This window comes from Pseudarthrobacter niigatensis (genome assembly GCF_030812615.1).
GTDB classification, from domain to species: Bacteria; Actinomycetota; Actinomycetes; order Actinomycetales; family Micrococcaceae; genus Arthrobacter; species Arthrobacter niigatensis.
Window position 1 is genome coordinate 15,477 of sequence record NZ_JAUSTB010000014.1, and the last position, 17,980, is coordinate 33,456.

Consider the following 17,980-nt stretch of genomic DNA (forward strand, 5'->3'; position numbering starts at 1 on the left):
CCAGCATTTTTCAGAAATAGCGGAGTTAGGCACAACTCTGTATACAAAACTCTTGTCGGCTGCCCCTGCCGGCGTCTACCATGGGCAGCATCACAACGTCGTGGACGGGATAACCTCATGGTCACCAACAGCTACCGGGACAGCTACCGCCGCAGTGTCGAACAGCCGGAAGAATTTTGGCTGGAGGCAGCGCAAAAAATCTCCTGGACGTCTCCGCCGGGCAGGGCCCTGGACGCCAGCCGGGCGCCGCTGTACAGCTGGTTCCCTGACGGGGCCCTGAATACCTGCTATAACGCCCTGGACCGGCACGTGGCAGAAGGCCGCGGAGGGCAGGACGCCCTGATCCATGACTCCGCCATGCTGGGAACGCAGCAGCGCTACACGTATGCGGAACTGACGGACCTCGTGGCACGCTTTGCCGGCGTGCTGCGGAGCCACGGGGTCGGCAAGGGAGACCGTGTGGTGATTTACATGCCCATGATCCCGGAAGCTGCCATCGCCATGCTGGCCACCGCCCGGCTTGGTGCGGTGCACTCAGTGGTTTTTGGCGGCTTCGCACCGAAGGAGCTTGCCGCGCGCATCCGCGATGCCGCGCCCGCTGCGGTGGTCACCGCGTCCGGCGGCATCGAACCGTCCCGGCGCATCGAGTACCTCCCGGCGGTCGCCGAGGCCCTTGGGCTGGCCGGCGCGCCGGACATCCCAGTCCTGGTCAAGGCACGCGCCGGCTTCGTGTCGGCCGCTGCGGACCACGCCGGCTGGCTGGACTGGGACACGGCCATGGACTCGGCCGAGCCTGTGGCCCCTGTCGCCGTGCAGGCCACGGACCCGCTCTACATCCTGTACACCTCCGGGACCACCGGCGCGCCCAAGGGGGTGGTTCGCGACAACGGCGGCCACGCCGTCGCCCTGCGCTGGACCATGGAAAATATCTACGACATCGGCCCCGGTGACGTCATGTGGACTGCGTCGGACGTCGGCTGGGTGGTGGGGCATTCCTACATCGTCTATGGGCCGCTGCTGGCCGGGGCCACCACCGTGATGTACGAAGGAAAGCCGGTTGGCACGCCCGACGCCGGGGCGTTCTGGCGCGTGGTGCAGGACCACCGGGTCAACGTGCTGTTCACCGCACCAACGGCACTGCGGGCCATCCGCAAGGCCGATCCTGAAGCATCGCTGCTGCGAAACTACGATGTCTCCAGCCTGCGGACGCTGTTCGCCGCCGGCGAGCGGCTGGACACGGACACGTTCCACTGGGCCTCCCGGGTCCTGGGCGTGCCCGTGGTGGACCATTGGTGGCAAACCGAGACCGGCTGGGCCATTTGCGCCAACCCGCGTGGACTGGAGCCGCTGCCCATCAAGGCTGGTTCCCCGACCGTTCCGATGCCAGGGTTCCGGCTGCAGGTCCTTGACGGCGGGGGCGGGGAAGTCGAACCGGGGATCGAAGGCAACATCGTGCTGGGGCTGCCCCTTCCGCCGGGCACCCTGACCACCCTGTGGGGAAACGACGAACGTTTCATCTCGTCCTACCTCCAGGCTTTCGACGGCTGCTACGCCACAGGCGATTCCGGCTACCGCGATGAGGACGGGTACCTGTTCGTCATGGGCCGCACCGACGACATCATCAACGTTGCCGGCCACCGGCTGTCCACCGGCGCCATGGAACAGGTGATCGGCCAGCACCCTGCCGTCGCCGAGTGCGCCGTGATCGGGCTCGCCGACCCCCTCAAGGGCCAGCGCCCCAGCGGCTACGTGGTGCTCAAATCCGGGGTCGACATCCCCGAAGACGTCCTGGCCAAGGACCTGGTGGCACTGGTTCGGCGGGACATCGGTGCCGTGGCGGACTTCAAGCATGTGACGGTGGTGGACGCGCTGCCTAAGACCCGGTCCGGAAAGATCCTGCGCAAGACCATGCGCCAGATCGCCGACGGCGACGAATATACGGTGCCCTCCACCATCGAGGATCCGGGCGTCATTGACCAGCTGATCGGCGCCCTCCGGGGCGGGACGGACGCCGGCTGACGGCACCGCCGGGAAATCCAGCCCTGCAATTCGTCAGCGGGCGTTCCAGCGGTACTCGTTTTCCGGCCGTCCCGGGGTTCCGTAGCGGGCGGTCCGGGAAACCGTGCCGGCGTCGGCCAGATACTCCAGGTAGCGCCGCGCCGTCACCCGGGACATGCCCAGCGAATCCATGACCTCGGTGGCGGACACTGCGTCGGGCTGGCCCCGGAGGAACTCCTGGACCGAGCCGAGGGTCGAGGTGGAAAGGCCCTTCGGGAGCGGAAGTTCCGACGGCGCCCGCAGGCTGGCGAACGCCTGGTCCACTTCGCTTTGCGAGGCGCCGCCCTTGCCGGGACCGCTGCCCGGATCCGCCAGTTGCTGCCGGAACTGGCGGTAGTTCTCCAGCTTGTCGGAGAACGTGGCGAACGTGAACGGCTTGATCAGGTACTGGACCACACCGATGGCAACGGCGCTGCGGACAATTGCCAGCTCACGCACGGCGGTGATGGCGATGATGTCCGCCAGGATCCCCGCCGACCGCATCCGCCGGGCGATGTCCAGGCCATGCAGGTCGGGCAGGTTCATGTCCAGCAGGACCAGTTCCACCGGCTTGCCCGCCGCGACGAATTCGTTCAGGAGCCGCAGTGCGGACTGGCCGTCCGGGGCGGTGCCCGCCAGCTCAAAACCGTCCAGCCGGCCCACGTAGGCGGCGTGGGCCGCCGAAGCGATGGCCTCGTCTTCGACGACGAGGACCCGGATGCTGCTCACTGTTTGTGCTCCTTCTCCGCGGACACCGCTGCAGGCAGGAATACTTCGAACTTGGCGCCGCGCCGGCCGTTAGTGGCCAGCGTACCGCCCAAACGCTGTACCGCCTGCCGGACCAGTGCCAGGCCAATGCCGCGGCCGCCAGCCCCTGCAGGCTTGGTGCTGAATCCGTGCCGGAAGATCTTTTCCGAATCCCCGGGGTCGATGGGAGCCCCGGAATCGTTCACGGCGATGTCCAGCCCCTCGTCGTCCGCCTCCAGCGTCAGCACCACGCGCCGCGGCGGCGGCGCATCCGCGGCCGCATCGATGGCGTTGTCCAGCAGGTTTCCCAGGATCGTCACCAGGTCCTGCACTGCAATCCCGGGTGCCGCGCCGGAGCCGAGGGTGGAGACATCCAGCTGGACGCCCCGCTCGTGGGCCTCGGCCACCTTGCCCATGACCAGTGCGCCCACCACCGGTTCATCAATCGAGCTCACCATGTCGTCCGTCAGCTGCTGGCTCAAGGCCAGGTCCCGGGTGGCAAAATCGAGGGCTTCCCCGGTCCGGCCAAGTTCCAGGAGCGAGACCATGGTGTGAAGCCGGTTGGCGTGTTCGTGGGTCTGGGCCCGCAGCGCGTCGGACAGCGTGCGCATGGTCTGCAGTTCGTTCCCGAGGGCTTCGATCTCCGTCCGGTCCCTGAGGGTGGCCACCGTCCCGTAGACCGGAACCTTCCCGCGCGCAACGGGGGATTCGGGGCCGCGGGCAGGCCCCTGGTTCACCACCAGCACGCGCGAACCGGTCAGCACCATCTCGTCCTTGGTGGTGCGCCCGGAATCAAACAGGGCGCGCAGTTCGCTGTCCAGCGGGAGGTCCGCCAGCGACGGGGGCCGGGTGGGATCGTTACTGCCGGTGTCGGCCAGGCCAAGGAGTTCGGCAGCCTGGTCGTTGTACATCACCACGCGCTTCCTGGCATCGATAAGGATCAGCCCTTCGCGGACCGAGTGCAGGACCGATTCGTAATAGGTGAAAAGCTGCGCCAGCTGCTCCGGCCCCCAGCCGCGCGTCACCCGGCGGAGGTACCTGCCCAGCAGCCAGGACGCAAGGGATCCGCCCACCAGCAAGGCAATGCCGACGGCGAGCAGGACCGGCAGGCGGCCGGTGAACGCAACATCGACGCTGCGGACGGTCACCCCGGCCGCCACCAGGGCCTTAACCGTTCCCGCCGCGTCCTTGACCGGAACAATGGTCCGGACCGAAGGGCCAAGGGTGCCGGCGGTGACTTCGGTGTAGGTGTGGCCGCGCAGTGCTTCATCAATGGAGCCGATGTAGGGCCGGCCCAGCTCCTCGTCCCGGGGGTGCGTCCAGCGGGTCCGGTCCGGAGCCATGATGGTGATGAAATCTATGTGGGCAGCGCTGGTGACGTCCTTGGCGTAAGGCTGCAGCAGGGCGGACGGGTCCGGCGTGGCAGCGGCCTGGAGCACCAGGGGATTGGCTGCGATCGAGGCAGCCACTCCTTCCATGCGGCGCCCCGCTTCGTCATACGTACGGTCCCGTGCATCCACGTAGGCCGCAGTCCCCACAATGGCAATGAAGGATACGACGATCAGCAGGTTCGCCAGGAAGAGCCGGCGGGCGATACTCCAGCGGTGGATCATGCTGCCTCCATCTGAATCCCTGGACTACTGCGACCAATATGAACGCAACGGTGAGCTGGATCACGGGGTGCCCAATGATGGATATCACATTGTACGGACGTGTTGAGCCCAGAGACTGCGCCGCAGCGTCTATCAGAATATCCACAAGGAGACACATCATGGCTTCTCAACGAGGAGAGTCGCTCGAGACCGCGACGCCGCGGCGCAAGGGACTGGACAAGTCCCACTACCTCTACATTGCCGTCATCGCCGCCGTCGTCCTTGGCGCGGTGGTGGGCCTGCTCTTCCCGGAGGTTGGCAAGTCGCTCAAGCCCCTGGGTGACGGCTTCGTCAAGCTCATCAAGATGATGATCGCGCCGGTCATCTTCTGCACCATCGTCCTGGGCATCGGCTCCATCGCCAAGGCGGCCACCGTCGGCAAGGTGGGCGGCCTCGCCCTGGGCTACTTCATCATCATGTCCACCTTCGCGCTGGCCATCGGCCTGGTGGTGGGCAACCTGATCCATCCGGGTGAAGGCCTGAAGCTGACGCCCTACGATCCCAACAAGAAGGCCGCCACGGACAGCACCGTGGACTTCCTGATGGGCATCATTCCCAGCGACATTCCGGTGCTGCCCACCCTGCTGGCCGCAATCCTGGTGGGCTTCGCACTGCAGAAGATGGGCGCCCAGGGCACCCCCATCCTCAAGGCCATCGGCCACGCCCAGGCCCTTGTCTTCCGCATCCTGATCATGATCATGTGGCTCGCCCCGGTTGGCGCCTTCGGCGCCATCGCCGCCGTCGTCGGAGCCACCGGCGTCCAGGCCATCGTGAGCATGTTCACCCTGATGATCGCCTTCTACATCACCTGTGCGCTGTTTATCGTCGTCATCCTGGGCGGCCTGCTGCAGGTTGTTGCCGGCGTGAACATCTTCAAGCTGATGAAGTACCTGGCCCGCGAATACCTCATCATCTTCTCCACCTCGTCTTCCGAAGCGGCGTTGCCCCGCCTGATTGCCAAGATGGAACACCTCGGCGTCTCCAAGCCCGTCGTCGGCGTCACCGTTCCCACGGGCTACTCCTTCAACCTGGACGGCACCGCCATCTACCTGACCATGGCGTCCCTTTTCGTGGCCAACGCCATGGGCACCCCGCTGGACCTCGGTGCCCAGATCTCCCTGCTGGTCTTCATGATCATCGCCTCCAAGGGGGCTGCAGGCGTCACCGGCGCCGGCCTGGCCACCCTCGCAGCCGGCCTGCAGGCACACCGCCCCGAACTGCTCGGGGGAGTGGGCATCATCGTCGGCATCGACCGCTTTATGTCCGAGGCACGGGCACTGACCAACTTCACCGGCAACGCCGTGGCCACCGTCCTGGTGGGCACCTGGGTCAAGGAGATCGACGGCGGCCAGGTTGCCCGCGTCCTCTCTGGCGAGGTTCCCTTCGACGAGCAGACCATGATCGCCGGCCACGGCGGGATGGCACCCAAGGAAGAGGGCGCACGGGAAGCCGCCAAGGCGTAGCCCCAGCCGCTCAACGACACGGAACCGCCCCCGCAGCCACGCTGCGGGGGCGGTTTTACGTTGTCCCCGCGACGAACCTTCGACCTCAGCTAGAGGGTCAAGGCTCAACATTCGCGGAAAGTCAAGCTCCGTCAAATACCGTGTCGGGCGCTGTAGCCTAGGGAGCAGAACGAACGGCGCTGGTACGCCAGCGGCAGGAAATCACCGTCATCGAAAGTGTGGACAGATACGTGAGCAGCGAACAGGGTTCAGTAACTCTGGAGGGCACGGAATTCGACCTGGAAAACGCAGTGATGGGCCCCACTGGACGCCCATACCGCGAGTTCCCGGAACCTGCGCCGCTGCCCTCCCACGGTCCGGCCCGCGTCATCGCCATGGTTAACCAGAAGGGCGGCGTCGGGAAGACGACCTCCACCATCAACCTGGCCGCCGCGCTCGCCGAGTACGGCCGCCGTGTCCTGCTGGTGGACTTCGACCCCCAGGGCGCGTTGTCCGCGGGCCTCGGCGTCAACCCGCATGAGCTTGACCTCACCGTTTACAACGTCCTGATGGACCGCAAGGTGGATATCCGCGACGCCATCCACCAGACCGGTGTCGAAAACGTCGACCTGCTGCCGGCCAACATCGACCTTTCCGCGGCAGAGGTGCAGCTGGTCAATGAGGTGGCGCGCGAACAGGTCCTGGACCGTGCGCTGAAGAAGGTCGAAGACGACTACGACGTCGTGCTTATCGACTGCCAGCCTTCCCTGGGGCTCCTGACCGTCAACGCGCTCACGGCGGCCCACGGCGTCATCATTCCGCTCATCTGCGAGTTCTTCGCACTGCGTGCCGTTGCACTCCTCGTGGAAACGATCGACAAGGTGCAGGACCGGCTGAACCCCCGGCTTCAGGTGGACGGCGTGCTGGCCACCATGTACGACGCCCGGACCCTGCACAGCCGCGAAGTGATCACCCGGCTGGTGGAGGCGTTCGGCGACAAGGTCTTCGAAACCGTGATCAAGCGCTCCATCAAGTTTGCCGATGCCACCGTGGCTGCCGAGCCCATCACCAGCTATGCCGGAAACCACGTGGGTGCCGACGCCTACCGCCGGCTCGCCAAGGAGCTGATCTCCCGCGGCGGCGCACCCTAAGCACGCCGTGGCCGAATCCAAGCCCGGCTTCGAGGTCCGGCTGGCCAACTTCACGGGTCCGTTCGACCTCCTCCTGGGACTGATTGCCAAGCACCAGCTGGACATCACCGAAGTAGCCATCGCCACGGTTACGGACGAGTTCATCAAGTACATCCGCAAGCTGCAGCAGCTCCGTGAAGAATGGGCCCTGGACGAGGCAAGCGAGTTCCTGGTGATAGCCGCTACCCTCCTCGACCTCAAGGCGGCTCGGCTTCTCCCGGCAGGTGAAGTCGAGGACGACGAGGACATCGCCCTGCTGGAGGCCAGGGACCTGCTCTTTGCCCGGTTGCTCCAGTACAAGGCCTTCAAGCAGGTGGCGGGAATCCTGGGCGAAACCCTGGACCAGGAAGGGCGCCGTTTTCCACGCCAGGTGGCCCTCGAAGAGCATTTTGCGGCCATGCTTCCCGAACTCGTCTGGAAGCACACACCCCACCAATTCGCTGCCCTGGCCGAGGCGGCCCTGAGGCCCAAGTCGCCTGCGCAGCCACCGCAGGTAGCGCTCGGCCACCTCCACGGCAGCAACGTCAGCGTCAAAGAACAGGCCGAAGTGCTGGGCCGCAGGCTGCGGGAGGAGTCGCCGCTGACCTTCCGCTCGCTGATTGCCGATGCCGGTTCTACCCTGGTGGTCGTGGCCAGGTTCCTGGCACTCCTGGAACTGTTCCGGGACCGGGCCGTCTCATTCGACCAGCTGTCCCCGCTGGCGGACCTCGCCGTCCACTGGACGGCCGACCGCCCGGACTGGTCGGCGGAAAACCTAAGCGAAGAATTCGAGGAGCAACTGTGAACCCGTCACAGGACACGCCGCAGCAGGACGCCACCGGCCACGGGCCGGACTTCGCCCACCTTCCCGGCGGGGCCAAGGCTGCCCTGGAAGCGGTCCTCATGGTTCTGGACGAGCCGGCCACTGAGGAGGAGCTGGCGGCGGGAGTAGGGCTGACGGTCCACGCGGTCCGCTCCCTGCTGGCAGAACTGGAACGCGAGTATAACGGCTATACTGTTAAAGCCCCGGAGGTGGAGAGTGCCAGCAGCGCTGGTATCGGATCCAGTCCCCGGGGTTTTGAATTGCGGAACATCGCCGGTGGCTGGCGCATCTACTCCCGCGCGGAATTTGCCGACATTGTGGGCAAGTACGTGCTTGAGGGGCAGACTGCCAGGCTTACCCAGGCGGCATTGGAAACACTGGCAGTCATCGCGTACCGCCAGCCCGTTTCCCGGGCGCGCGTGTCTGCAATTCGCGGGGTCAATGTTGACTCTGTCGTACGAACGCTGGCCCAACGGGGGCTGGTCGAGGACGCGGGAACGGATCCCGAGTCCGGCGCAATCCTCTACCGGACTACCTCGTATTTCCTCGAACGGATGGGGATCAGTTCAGTGGAGGACCTGCCCAACCTGTCGCCGCACCTTCCGGGGCTCGACGGGATCGCAGAGTTCTACGACGCCGGGACGATGTAGGCAGGACACCCCTGCCCGCACCATCCATCCAGCAAGGGTTATTTATCAGGGCAGACGAAGTCTGCGCGGCTGGCTAAGGTTGTTTTTGGACATCTCAGCCGGCCAAAACATATTGAAGGACGGGTCATGACACAGGCGGGACGCCAGGGTTCACCACGTAACAGTTCGGGACGCGGCGGGAACGAACGCAACAGTTCCCAGCGCAACCCGGCACAGGGCGGCAGCTTCAGCGGGGGCTCCCGCGGCGGAGCAGGCAAACGTGCCGCAGGATTCGGTGGGGACCGCTCACACCGTGCGCCCAAGCCGCGCGAAGAGCGATTCATCGATCCCGACCTGGCAGGGGACCAGCAGGGACGCGGAGCTGAGGCTGCCCGGGGCGCCAAGCCGTCGTCGCGCAAGCCGGCTGCCCGCAAGCCCGGTGCCAAGAAGGCTCCCGGCACGCCGGGTGCCCCCAAGCCCAAGCCACGTACCGGCGCACCCGGTGCAGCCGCCTCACGTGCCTTCGGCAGCGAACGCTTCGGCCAGAACCTGGGTCCGGTCCGAAAGCCCGTCCGGAAGAAAGGCCCCCGGGGCAACGTTCCCCAGTCTGAACTCCACGATGCCGACGGCGTCCGCCTCCAGAAGGTGATGGCCTCCGCAGGGGTTGCCTCCCGGCGCGTCTGCGAGGAGATGATCGCCGAGGGCCGGGTCGAAGTCGACGGCCAGGTAGTCACCGAACTCGGTGTCCGCGTGGACCCCAAGACTGCCGTCATCCACGTTGACGGGCTGCGGATCCAGCTGGACGAAAACCTGGTCTACATGGTGTTCAACAAGCCCAAGGGCGTGGTGTCCACCATGGAGGACCCCGAAGGCCGGCCCTGCATCAGCGACTTCCTGAAGAACAACAAGAATACCGGCGAACGCCTCTTCCACGTTGGCCGGCTCGACGTCGCCACCGAAGGCCTGCTGCTGCTGACCAACGACGGCGAACTCGCCAACCGGCTGACCCACCCTTCCTATGAGGTACCCAAGACCTATCTGGTACAGGTGCGTGGGCCGTTCCCGCAGGGCGTCGGCGCCCAGCTGAAGGCCGGCGTCGAACTGGAGGACGGGTTCGCTTCCGTTGACTCCTTCCGCCTGGTGGACTCCACCCCGGGCCACGTGCTGATTGAGGTTGTGCTCCACTCCGGCAAGAACCGCATTGTCCGGCGCCTGTTCGACGCTGTTGGCTTCCCGGTCCAGCGGCTGGTCCGCGTCAAGGTGGGCCCCATCGGGCTCGGCGACCAGCGACAGGGCAGCATCCGCAACCTTGGCAAGCAGGAAGTCGGCCACCTGCTGGCATCCGTAGGGCTCTAAGGCATGTCCGCGTTCAAAAGCCAGGGCCGCGGCCATCTGGATGGCCCGGTGGTGGTCATCGGCACCGGGCTGCTGGGCACCAGCATTGGGCTGGGCCTGCGGGGGCGTGGCGTACCCGTGTTCCTGTCGGACCCGTCGCCCACCAACCAGGCGGTGGCCGTGGACATCGGTGCCGGCCGCCCGCTGCCGGAACTGGGCGACGCGTCGCCGCAGCTGGTGGTGGTGGCCGCTCCGCCGGACGTCACGGCCGGCGTCGTCCTTGCCGCGCTGTCCAGCTACCCGGATGCCGTGGTCATCGATATCGCCAGTGTGAAGGCGGACATCCTGGCCCGGCTGCGGGAATCCGGCGTCGACCTGTCCCGCTACGTAGGGACGCATCCCATGGCAGGACGCGAAAAGTCCGGCCCGGTAGCTGCACGCGGCGAGCTGTTCACGTCCATGCCGTGGGTGCTCTGCCCCTCGGAAGAAACCTCCGGCCACGCGTTGCAGGTGGCCCGATCGCTCGCCTCCGACCTCGGGGCTGTCGTCTCGCAGTTCACCGCCGACGAGCACGATGAAGCTGTGGCGCTGGTCTCGCACCTGCCCCAGGTCATGTCCTCGCTGCTGGCCAGCCGGCTGCAGGGAACTCCGCTGCACGCACTGTCCCTGGCGGGCAACGGCCTGCGCGACGTCACGAGGATCGCAGCCAGCGACCCCACCTTGTGGGTCCAGATCCTCGGCGGCAACGCGGCCAAGGTGGTGGAGATCCTCTACGATGTCCGGGACGACCTGAACCGGCTGATCGGCACGTTGGAGAATCCTGCCGCGCCCGGCGCCAGGCTGGACCTCGCCCAGCTCATCAGCGAGGGGAACGCCGGACAGGCGCGGATCCCCGGGAAACACGGCGGGCCCCCGCAGGCCTACGCGTGGCTCACCGTCCTGGTGGATGACAAGCCCGGCCAGATCGCACAGCTGCTTACCGAAATCGGCGAGATCGGCGTCAACCTGGAGGACATGCGGCTGGACCACTCGTCGGGCCAAAACGTAGGTATGGTGGAAATCTCCGTGTTGCCGAACAAGCACGACCATTTGATCGAAGCCCTTAACGACCGCGGATGGCGGGTACTTCAGTAATGACACAGGAACTCCTCGAATCCATGCGCGCCCTGCGCATCGGCCGCCCGCTGGTGGTGGCCATCGACGGGCCGTCCGGCTCCGGAAAATCGAGCGTGAGCAAGGAAGTTGCCCGCAGGCTCCGGCTGGCCTACCTGGACACCGGTGCGATGTACCGGGCCCTGACCTGGTACTGCGTCACTGAAGGCATCGACCTCGAGGACGGTGCTGCCGTGGAGCAGGCATCCAGGGACTTTGTGCTTGAACTGAGCACCAGCCCGCTGGAGGAATATGTCCGGGTGGGGGGCGTAGACGTCACGGACGCCATCCGGGAGCCGGCCATCTCGGCCGCCGTCAGTGCGGTCGCCACCACCCTCGGCGCACGGACAGAACTGATCCGGCGGCAGCGGGACCTGATCGAAAAGCACCACCGCCGGATGGTGGTGGAAGGCAGGGACATCACCACCGTCGTCGCGCCCGGGGCCGAGGTGCGCATGCTCCTCACCGCCAGCGAGGAAGCCCGGCTTCGCCGGCGCGGCCTCCAGCTGGGCGGGACGCAGGACGCCGAGCAGCTGGCTGCCCAGGTCACGCACCGGGACGCCAAGGACTCCACCGTAGTGAACTTCACCCAGGCTGCCTCCGGCGTCGTGACTCTGGACTCCTCGGACCTGGACTTCGAACAGACCGTGGATGCAGCCCTCGTGATTGTCACCAAGGTCCTCAACCGTGACTGACGCCGGCACCGGCCTGCCGTCCGGGCTGACCATGGCGTGGAGCAGGCCGGTGGGATGGATCCTGGATCATCTGGTCTACCGGACCACGGTGACCGGCAGGACCAACGTGCCCACGGGCGGGCCGGTGATCTTCGCGGGCAACCACATCAGCTTCCTTGACGGGCCGGTGATGTTCGGCGCCGCGCCGCGGCCCATGCACATCCTCGTGAAGCAGGAGATGTTCAAGGGTTTGCTCGGCCGGGTGCTCACCGCTTCCGGGCAGCTGCCCGTGGACCGCCGCGGCGACCGTGCCGCGCTGCAGCGCTGCAAGGACGTGCTCGACGCCGGGCGTTGCGTTGGGATTCTCCCGGAAGGTACGCGGGGGAGCGGCGCAGCCTCGGACATCAACGGTGGAGTGGCGTGGCTGGCCTTGAATTCCGGGGCCCCCGTGGTGCCGGTCGCCATCCTGGGCACCCGGCAGGGCGATGAGCACCTTGACTTCGTTCCACGGCCCGGGCGCCGCTTCCACGTCAGCTTCGGAGCGGCCCTTACCCTGGCCCGCCGCGCCGGCGAAACCGGCCGTGCTTCAATGGACAGGGCCGCGCAGGACATCCGTGCAGCGCTGGCTGGGCACGTCCAGGACACCATTCAACTCAGCGGGCAGCCCTTGCCGTCCGCTGGAGACCAAGACTTGACAGCAGTAGCCGGGGACGCCGGCAGATGACCCCTAAGGACAGTGCAATGAGCGACACCACCCAGGCTACCGGGCACTCCGGCGCCGACGACGAATACACGCCCACCGGAACCGACCAGGTTGCAGAGCGCCTGGCGGCGATTGGAGACGACGAGGCCGAGCTCCGCGCCGCCTCCCTCCGGGCCGGGCTGGAGGACTACGAGCTGGACGAGGACGACGCCGCCCTGCTGAGCGGTGAGTACGGCGACGAGGACCTCGAAGGCCCCCTCAAGCTGGACCCTGTCCTCGCCATCATCGGCCGTCCCAACGTGGGCAAGTCCACGCTGGTGAACCGCATCCTGGGCCGCCGCGAAGCAGTGGTTGAGGATACCCCCGGCGTCACCCGCGACCGCGTGATGTACTCCGCGAACTGGAACGGACGCAACTTCACCCTGGTGGACACCGGGGGATGGGAACACGACGCCCGCGGCATTCACGCCAGGGTCGCGGAGCAGGCCGAGATGGCAGTGGAACTCGCTGACGCCGTGCTGTTCGTGGTGGACTCCGCTGTCGGCGCCACCGCCACGGACGAAGGCGTCATGAAGATGCTGCGCCGGAGCAAGAAGCCGGTCATCATGGTGGCCAACAAAGTGGACGACTTTGCCCAGGAAGCCGACAGCGCAGCACTCTGGGGCCTTGGCTTCGGCGAGCCCTACCCGGTGTCCGCCCTGCACGGCCGCGGCGTGGCCGACCTCCTGGACCACGTTATGGATGTCCTGCCCGAGTTCTCCACCGTTGAAGGCGTGGAACGCTCCGGCGGTCCGCGGCGTATCGCACTGATCGGCCGCCCGAACGTGGGCAAGTCCTCGCTGCTGAACAAGCTCGCCGGATCCGAACGCGTGGTGGTGGACAACACCGCCGGCACCACCCGCGACCCCGTGGACGAATTCATCGAGCTCGGCGGCCGCACCTGGCGCTTCGTGGACACCGCCGGAATCCGCCGCCGCCAGCACATGGCGCAGGGCGCGGACTACTACGCCTCCCTCCGGACGCAGGCCGCGCTCGAGAAGGCGGAAGTCGCCGTCGTGCTCCTTGCCGTCGACGAGGTCCTCAGTGAACAGGACGTCCGCATCCTCCAGCTGGCTATCGAATCCGGCCGCGCCCTCGTCCTGGCCTTCAACAAGTGGGACCTCCTGGACGACGAACGCCGCCGCTACCTGGAACGCGAGATCGAACAGGACCTGGCACATGTTGACTGGGCGCCGCGGGTCAACATCTCCGCAAAGACGGGGTGGCACAAGGACCGCTTGGTCCCGGCCCTGGACCTTGCCCTGGAGAACTGGGACCGGCGCATTCCCACCGGCCGCCTCAACGCCTTCCTGGGTGAGCTCGTTGCCGCCCACCCCCACCCGGTCCGCGGCGGCAAGCAGCCCCGCATCCTCTTCGGCACCCAGGCCTCCAGCCGCCCGCCGAAGTTCGTGCTCTTCACCACCGGATTCCTGGACCCGGGCTACCGCCGCTTCATCACCCGCCGCCTGCGGGAGACCTTCGGTTTCGAGGGCACGCCGATCGAGGTAAGCATGCGCGTCCGCGAGAAGCGTGGCCGCAAGCGTTAATTGCGACACACCTTGGGGCTGATCACCGGAAAGTGTCACTGGCACCCCTTCGGATCGTGTAAGCTCTTCTAGGTGGTTCGGCCGGACTGCTGATGAAAACCTTCGGGTTGGGTTCAGCGGAGAACGGCGGAACCAGCGGGCTGTAGCGCAGCTTGGTAGCGCACTTGACTGGGGGTCAAGGGGTCGCAGGTTCAAATCCTGTCAGCCCGACCAGAAAGCGGAAAGCGCCGGAGAATTTCTCCGGCGCTTTCCGCTTTTTTGGTCAGCCGAGGGCGGCGTCCAGGGTGACGAAGCCGTAGCCTGCAGCCCGGAGTTGGGAGATCAGCTGGGGGAGGGCCGCGGCGTCGAGCGTTGAGCCGTCATCCGGGTTGGAGCCGAGGTGCATCAGGACGATCTCACCGGGCTGCGCTGAAGCCATGACGCGCTGGACGATAAAGTCCGGGCCGCGCGTTCCGTTCATCGTGCCTTGCCAGCCGAGGGTGTCAACTGTCCATCGGATCGCTGCGTAGCCGTCGGCGTTAACGGCCGCGATCGTGCCGGAATTGCGGGCACCGAACGGGAAGCGGAAGAACGGAAGCGGGTCACCTCCAGCGGCTTCGATGGTCCCCTGCGCGCTGCTGATCTGGGCTGCGATCCGGGCGTCGGTCAAGGTGGTGAAGTCCGGATGGGTCATGGAGTGGTTGCCGATCCTGTTTCCCGCGTTGTAGATAAGCGCCGGGTCGGAGGGGAACTGGCTGACCCAGTCTCCCGTGAGGAAGAACGTGCCGGGGACGCCGTTGGCTGCGAGGGTGGCAAGGATCGATCGGAGGCCGGCGTCGTTGGCGCCGGCGTCGAAGGTGAGCGCGACAACCTTCTGCGTAGTCGGAATGCGCTCGAGGTCCACGCCCAGGAGTGCCGCAGGGATAGTGGCATGGATGACCTCAATCCTGCTGCTGGCCTGGTGCCACAGGATCGAACCGTGCTGGAAGTCGCTGCGGCGTCCGCCCGTGATGCCGTACTCGTCGCTGGTCGGGTAGCCGAGCCTGCTGTGCTCCCAACCCAGGGCCGCCCACTGCCCCCGGATGGCTCCATGCACCTCATGGGCTCCGGTGGCGGGGCTCCAGAAGATCGAGCCCCCGGCGAAGTGATTGAACCTGCCAACGCCGTCGGGGGTTCCGGTCTCGTCCGTGACGGGGAAGCCGAGGAAGCCGGCTGGGCCGCCGAGTTCTGCGTAGTGTCCGCCGATTGAGCCGTGTATTTCGTGGGCTCCGGTGGCGGGGCTCCAGTAGATGGACCCGCCGGCGAAGTTGTTGTAGCGGCCGGCGGCGCCGGGGGTTCCGGTCTCGTCCGTGACGGGGAAGCCGAGGAAGCCGGCTGGGCCGCCGAGTTCTGCGTAGTGTCCGCCGATTGAGCCGTGTATTTCGTGGGCTCCGGTGGCGGGGCTCCAGTAGATGGACCCGCCGGCGAAGTTGTTGTAGCGGCCGGCGGCGCCGGGGGTTCCGGTTTCGTCGGTGCGGGGGAAGCCGAGGAAGCCGGCTGGGCCGCCGAGTTCTGCGTAGTGTCCGCCGATTGAGCCGTGTATTTCGTGGGCTCCGGTGCCGGGGCTCCAGTAGATCGTGCCGCCTGTATATCTCTGGGCGCGGCCCCCAGCGATATCGTACGGGCTGCCGACAGGCGTGCCGAGGAACGATGCGCCCCCGCCGAGCTGCTCATAGTGCTGGATGATGGCGTCGTCGCCAACCTGCAGGACCGCCATAGACGCCGGAACGCCTGGTTGCGAGGCTGCCGCTGACGCACTGGCCGCCGGCTGGCCCAGGGCCGCATCCCCGAGGGCACCGCCGAGGGCGATGGCCAAGGCCATTCCGAGGACGGCGGGTCGAGACCTGCGCATGGTTGCCCCTTCGTGTTGACCGAGACTTGCGAGCCTTGATCAAGACGCTACGCCCGGGGGGCGTGCCCGGGCAGGACCGGAAGTCCCGAATCTTCCTACTTCAGGAACTTCGACGTCCTCCGGTCAGCCAGGATCTTCCCCTTGGTCTGGCAGGTGGGGCAGTACTGCAGTGCGGTGTCCGCGAACGACACCTCCCGGACAGTGTCGCCGCACACGGGGCAGGGCTGGCCGGCCCTGGCGTGCACCCGCATGTGGCTTCGTTTGACGTCCTTGAGATCCTTGGGCGGCTTGCCCGCAGCCTCCTTGAGGGCTTCGCCCAGGACGCTGTGGATGGCTTCGTACAGCACCTGCACGCTCTCCCGGTCGAGTGACTTCGCGATGGCGAACGGTGAGATCCGGGCGGCGTGAAGGATCTCGTCGCTGTAGGCGTTGCCAATTCCCGCAATCACGCTCTGGCTGCGCAGGAGTCCCTTGATCTGCTGGGAACTGCCGCCCAGGATCTCTGCCAGCATGTCGGCGTCGAACGCTTCCGTAAAAGGATCGGGACCCAGCGAGGCGATACCCGGTACCTCCTGCGGATCACGCACCACGTAGACGGCCAGGCTCTTCTTGGTCCCCGCCTCCGTCAGATCCAGGCCGCGCGGTCCGTTGGGCCCTGAGAACGCGCACCGGACTGCGATGAGGCCCTTGCCCATTCGGAGCTGGCTGTCGGCGGGGGAGTCGGTGAAGCGCACCCAGCCCGCGCGCGCCAGGTGGAACACCAGGGAAATGCCGCCGGTATCGATGCTGATGAACTTCCCAAAGCGCCGGACGCCGGAGACCGTGCGCCCTTCAAGGGCGTCGAAGGGCGGATCCGCCGTCTTGAGCACGGCGAAGGAGACGACCTGCAGTTTGGTGACCACGCAGCCCCGCAGCTGTTCGTCAAGGAACCCGGCGAGGCCGGCGACTTCAGGCAGTTCCGGCATGGCCTACCTGCACTGTCCCAAGGATGCTGCACCGGTGCTTGCGCTCATGGCTCCCATCTTGTCAGAAACGCCGGTGCCGGCCCTGGCAGATGTGCCTATACTTTCAGCGGCGGCCCGATTTCCGGGCCCCTTGTGACATAGGCGCGTACACCGATGAAAGGCCTCCCATGAGCAACATTCCCGAAGACCTGTCCTACACCGCCGAACACGAGTGGGTCACCTCCCCGAATGCCGACGGCGTGGTCCGCGTGGGAATCACCGATTTTGCCCAGGACGCCCTTGGGGATGTCGTCTACGCCCAGATGCCAGAGGTTGGCACGAAGATTACGGCAAACGAAGTGGTGGGCGAGGTCGAGTCCACCAAGAGCGTCAGCGACATCTACGCCCCGGTTTCCGGTGAAGTTGTGGCCCGCAACGAGTCCCTGGACAGCGATTCGGCCCTGATCAACAGCGATCCCTACGGTGATGGCTGGCTCATCGAGATCAAACTGGCCGAAGCTGACGCCGTTGAGTCCCTGCTCAGTGCATCCGAGTACGAACAACAGGTAGGCTAAAGCTAACCGGTATTTCCGGTCCGGCCCCGCGTCGCGGGCACGGCGTCTCCGCACGTCAGAGCCCGGATCGGGAGCCGGTGCCGGACCTGCCGGGCAGGGCCGGAGACTAACCGTTAGTTGCAGGTTCCATGCCCGCAACGTCTAAGAGGAGGAATCCATGGCTGGCCACAGACACAACCCTGCCGATGGGGATTACGGCACGGGTGCGGCTAGGGCGTCGGAGACCACCTCGATCCACCTCACCCCCGTCACTGACGAACCCACCATCACCCCGAGGCTCTCCTCTGACGAGCGCAACTCGGTGGAGGCCCTGCCTGCCGGCTCGGCGCTGCTGGTGGCCCACAGCGGCCCCAACGCCGGTGCCCGGTTCCTGCTGGATTCGGATGTCACTACTGCGGGCCGCCACCCGGATGCGGACATCTTCCTGGATGACGTCACGGTATCGCGGCGCCACGTGGAGTTCCGGCGCACCGCCCGCAGCTTCGAAGTGGTGGACAAGAACAGCCTCAACGGCACCTACGTCAACCACGACCGCGTGGACAGCGTGGAACTGAAGTCCGGCAGCGAAGTCCAGATCGGCAAGTTCCGCCTCACCTTCTATCTGAGCCCTGCCACGGCTGCAGGCCGCAGCTGAACCGGGGA

16 protein-coding genes and 1 tRNA gene are annotated in these 17,980 nt (G+C 66.4%); 13 read left to right on the top strand and 4 right to left on the bottom strand.

Annotated elements, in window-relative coordinates:
* Positions 1 to 117 precede the first annotated feature (117 nt).
* The gene (locus J2T23_RS17015; protein WP_307361904.1) at positions 118 to 2,019 is read left to right on the top strand and encodes a propionyl-CoA synthetase; all 1,902 of its coding nucleotides are present in this window, start codon (positions 118 to 120) and stop codon (positions 2,017 to 2,019) included.
* 33 nt (positions 2,020 to 2,052) lie between these two features.
* Here the strand turns inward: J2T23_RS17015 and J2T23_RS17020 are convergent, their stop codons facing one another.
* On the bottom strand, positions 2,053 to 2,766 hold the full coding sequence (locus J2T23_RS17020; RefSeq protein ID WP_307361907.1) for a response regulator: 714 nt from the start codon (positions 2,764 to 2,766) through the stop codon (positions 2,053 to 2,055).
* Positions 2,763 to 4,397 (bottom strand): sensor histidine kinase, encoded by a 1,635-nt coding sequence (locus tag J2T23_RS17025; protein WP_307361910.1) that lies wholly within the window; start codon positions 4,395 to 4,397, stop codon positions 2,763 to 2,765. Before J2T23_RS17025 ends, J2T23_RS17020 begins: the two co-directional genes overlap by 4 nt.
* A gap of 158 nt (positions 4,398 to 4,555) precedes the next feature.
* On the opposite strand from J2T23_RS17025, the gene J2T23_RS17030 reads away from it, so the two are divergent.
* The 10 genes from J2T23_RS17030 (at position 4,556) to J2T23_RS17075 (ending at position 14,162) form a co-directional block, all read left to right on the top strand.
* Complete coding sequence (locus tag J2T23_RS17030; RefSeq protein ID WP_141160908.1) at positions 4,556 to 5,899, top strand: cation:dicarboxylate symporter family transporter; 1,344 nt, start codon at positions 4,556 to 4,558, stop codon at positions 5,897 to 5,899.
* Positions 5,900 to 6,129: 230 nt separating this feature from the next.
* Entirely contained in the window at positions 6,130 to 7,029 is a 900-nt protein-coding gene (locus J2T23_RS17035; RefSeq protein ID WP_307361914.1) for a ParA family protein, read from the top strand.
* 7 nt (positions 7,030 to 7,036) lie between these two features.
* A complete protein-coding gene (locus J2T23_RS17040) occupies positions 7,037 to 7,852 on the top strand; it encodes a segregation and condensation protein A (protein WP_307361917.1) in 816 nt (271 codons plus the stop codon).
* A complete protein-coding gene (gene scpB, locus J2T23_RS17045) occupies positions 7,849 to 8,520 on the top strand; it encodes an SMC-Scp complex subunit ScpB (RefSeq protein WP_141181216.1) in 672 nt (223 codons plus the stop codon). Before J2T23_RS17040 ends, scpB begins: the two co-directional genes overlap by 4 nt.
* Positions 8,521 to 8,646: 126 nt before the next feature.
* Positions 8,647 to 9,855 (top strand): pseudouridine synthase, encoded by a 1,209-nt coding sequence (locus tag J2T23_RS17050; protein ID WP_307361921.1) that lies wholly within the window; start codon positions 8,647 to 8,649, stop codon positions 9,853 to 9,855.
* A 3-nt stretch (positions 9,856 to 9,858) separates the two neighbouring features.
* Positions 9,859 to 10,968 carry a prephenate dehydrogenase gene (locus tag J2T23_RS17055; RefSeq protein WP_141181218.1) on the top strand — a complete coding sequence of 370 codons (1,110 nt, stop codon included), beginning with the start codon at positions 9,859 to 9,861 and terminating at the stop codon, positions 10,966 to 10,968.
* Positions 10,968 to 11,681 (top strand): (d)CMP kinase, encoded by a 714-nt coding sequence (gene cmk, locus J2T23_RS17060; protein ID WP_141160903.1) that lies wholly within the window; start codon positions 10,968 to 10,970, stop codon positions 11,679 to 11,681. Before J2T23_RS17055 ends, cmk begins: the two co-directional genes overlap by 1 nt.
* A gap of 49 nt (positions 11,682 to 11,730) precedes the next feature.
* Positions 11,731 to 12,384 carry a lysophospholipid acyltransferase family protein gene (locus J2T23_RS17065; RefSeq protein ID WP_141183328.1) on the top strand — a complete coding sequence of 218 codons (654 nt, stop codon included), beginning with the start codon at positions 11,731 to 11,733 and terminating at the stop codon, positions 12,382 to 12,384.
* A 17-nt stretch (positions 12,385 to 12,401) separates the two neighbouring features.
* Positions 12,402 to 13,949: a ribosome biogenesis GTPase Der gene (der, locus tag J2T23_RS17070; protein WP_141160902.1), complete on the top strand. Its 1,548-nt coding sequence runs from the start codon at positions 12,402 to 12,404 to the stop codon at positions 13,947 to 13,949.
* A 136-nt stretch (positions 13,950 to 14,085) separates the two neighbouring features.
* A tRNA-Pro gene (locus J2T23_RS17075) sits at positions 14,086 to 14,162 on the top strand.
* Positions 14,163 to 14,211: 49 nt separating this feature from the next.
* On the opposite strand, the gene J2T23_RS17080 is transcribed toward J2T23_RS17075, so the two are convergent.
* Both J2T23_RS17080 and J2T23_RS17085 read right to left on the bottom strand, forming a co-directional pair.
* Positions 14,212 to 15,819 (bottom strand): polysaccharide deacetylase family protein, encoded by a 1,608-nt coding sequence (locus J2T23_RS17080; RefSeq protein ID WP_307361926.1) that lies wholly within the window; start codon positions 15,817 to 15,819, stop codon positions 14,212 to 14,214.
* Positions 15,820 to 15,914: 95 nt separating this feature from the next.
* Positions 15,915 to 16,784, bottom strand: coding sequence for an Fpg/Nei family DNA glycosylase (locus J2T23_RS17085; RefSeq protein WP_141160877.1), 870 nt, complete (start codon positions 16,782 to 16,784; stop codon positions 15,915 to 15,917).
* A gap of 167 nt (positions 16,785 to 16,951) precedes the next feature.
* Here J2T23_RS17085 and gcvH point away from each other — a divergent pair, with 167 nt between their 5' ends.
* Complete coding sequence (gene gcvH, locus J2T23_RS17090; RefSeq protein WP_141160876.1) at positions 16,952 to 17,338, top strand: glycine cleavage system protein GcvH; 387 nt, start codon at positions 16,952 to 16,954, stop codon at positions 17,336 to 17,338.
* Between the two features lie 157 nt (positions 17,339 to 17,495).
* Positions 17,496 to 17,972 (top strand): FHA domain-containing protein, encoded by a 477-nt coding sequence (locus tag J2T23_RS17095; RefSeq protein ID WP_141181219.1) that lies wholly within the window; start codon positions 17,496 to 17,498, stop codon positions 17,970 to 17,972.
* The last annotated feature ends 8 nt before the right edge of the window (positions 17,973 to 17,980 follow it).

Bases quoted from the DNA above. Each gene is read 5' to 3' on its own strand.
- J2T23_RS17085 (WP_141160877.1), bottom strand. From the start codon at position 16,784: ATGCCGGAACTGCCTGAAGTCGCCGGCCTCGCCGGGTTCCTTGACGAA.
- J2T23_RS17050 (WP_307361921.1), top strand. From the start codon at position 8,647: ATGACACAGGCGGGACGCCAGGGTTCACCACGTAACAGTTCGGGACGC.
- J2T23_RS17030 (WP_141160908.1), top strand. From the start codon at position 4,556: ATGGCTTCTCAACGAGGAGAGTCGCTCGAGACCGCGACGCCGCGGCGC.
- J2T23_RS17055 (WP_141181218.1), top strand. From the start codon at position 9,859: ATGTCCGCGTTCAAAAGCCAGGGCCGCGGCCATCTGGATGGCCCGGTG.
- J2T23_RS17025 (WP_307361910.1), bottom strand. From the start codon at position 4,397: ATGATCCACCGCTGGAGTATCGCCCGCCGGCTCTTCCTGGCGAACCTG.
- der (WP_141160902.1), top strand. From the start codon at position 12,402: ATGAGCGACACCACCCAGGCTACCGGGCACTCCGGCGCCGACGACGAA.
- J2T23_RS17015 (WP_307361904.1), top strand. From the start codon at position 118: ATGGTCACCAACAGCTACCGGGACAGCTACCGCCGCAGTGTCGAACAG.
- cmk (WP_141160903.1), top strand. From the start codon at position 10,968: ATGACACAGGAACTCCTCGAATCCATGCGCGCCCTGCGCATCGGCCGC.
- gcvH (WP_141160876.1), top strand. From the start codon at position 16,952: ATGAGCAACATTCCCGAAGACCTGTCCTACACCGCCGAACACGAGTGG.
- J2T23_RS17080 (WP_307361926.1), bottom strand. From the start codon at position 15,819: ATGCGCAGGTCTCGACCCGCCGTCCTCGGAATGGCCTTGGCCATCGCC.
- J2T23_RS17095 (WP_141181219.1), top strand. From the start codon at position 17,496: ATGGCTGGCCACAGACACAACCCTGCCGATGGGGATTACGGCACGGGT.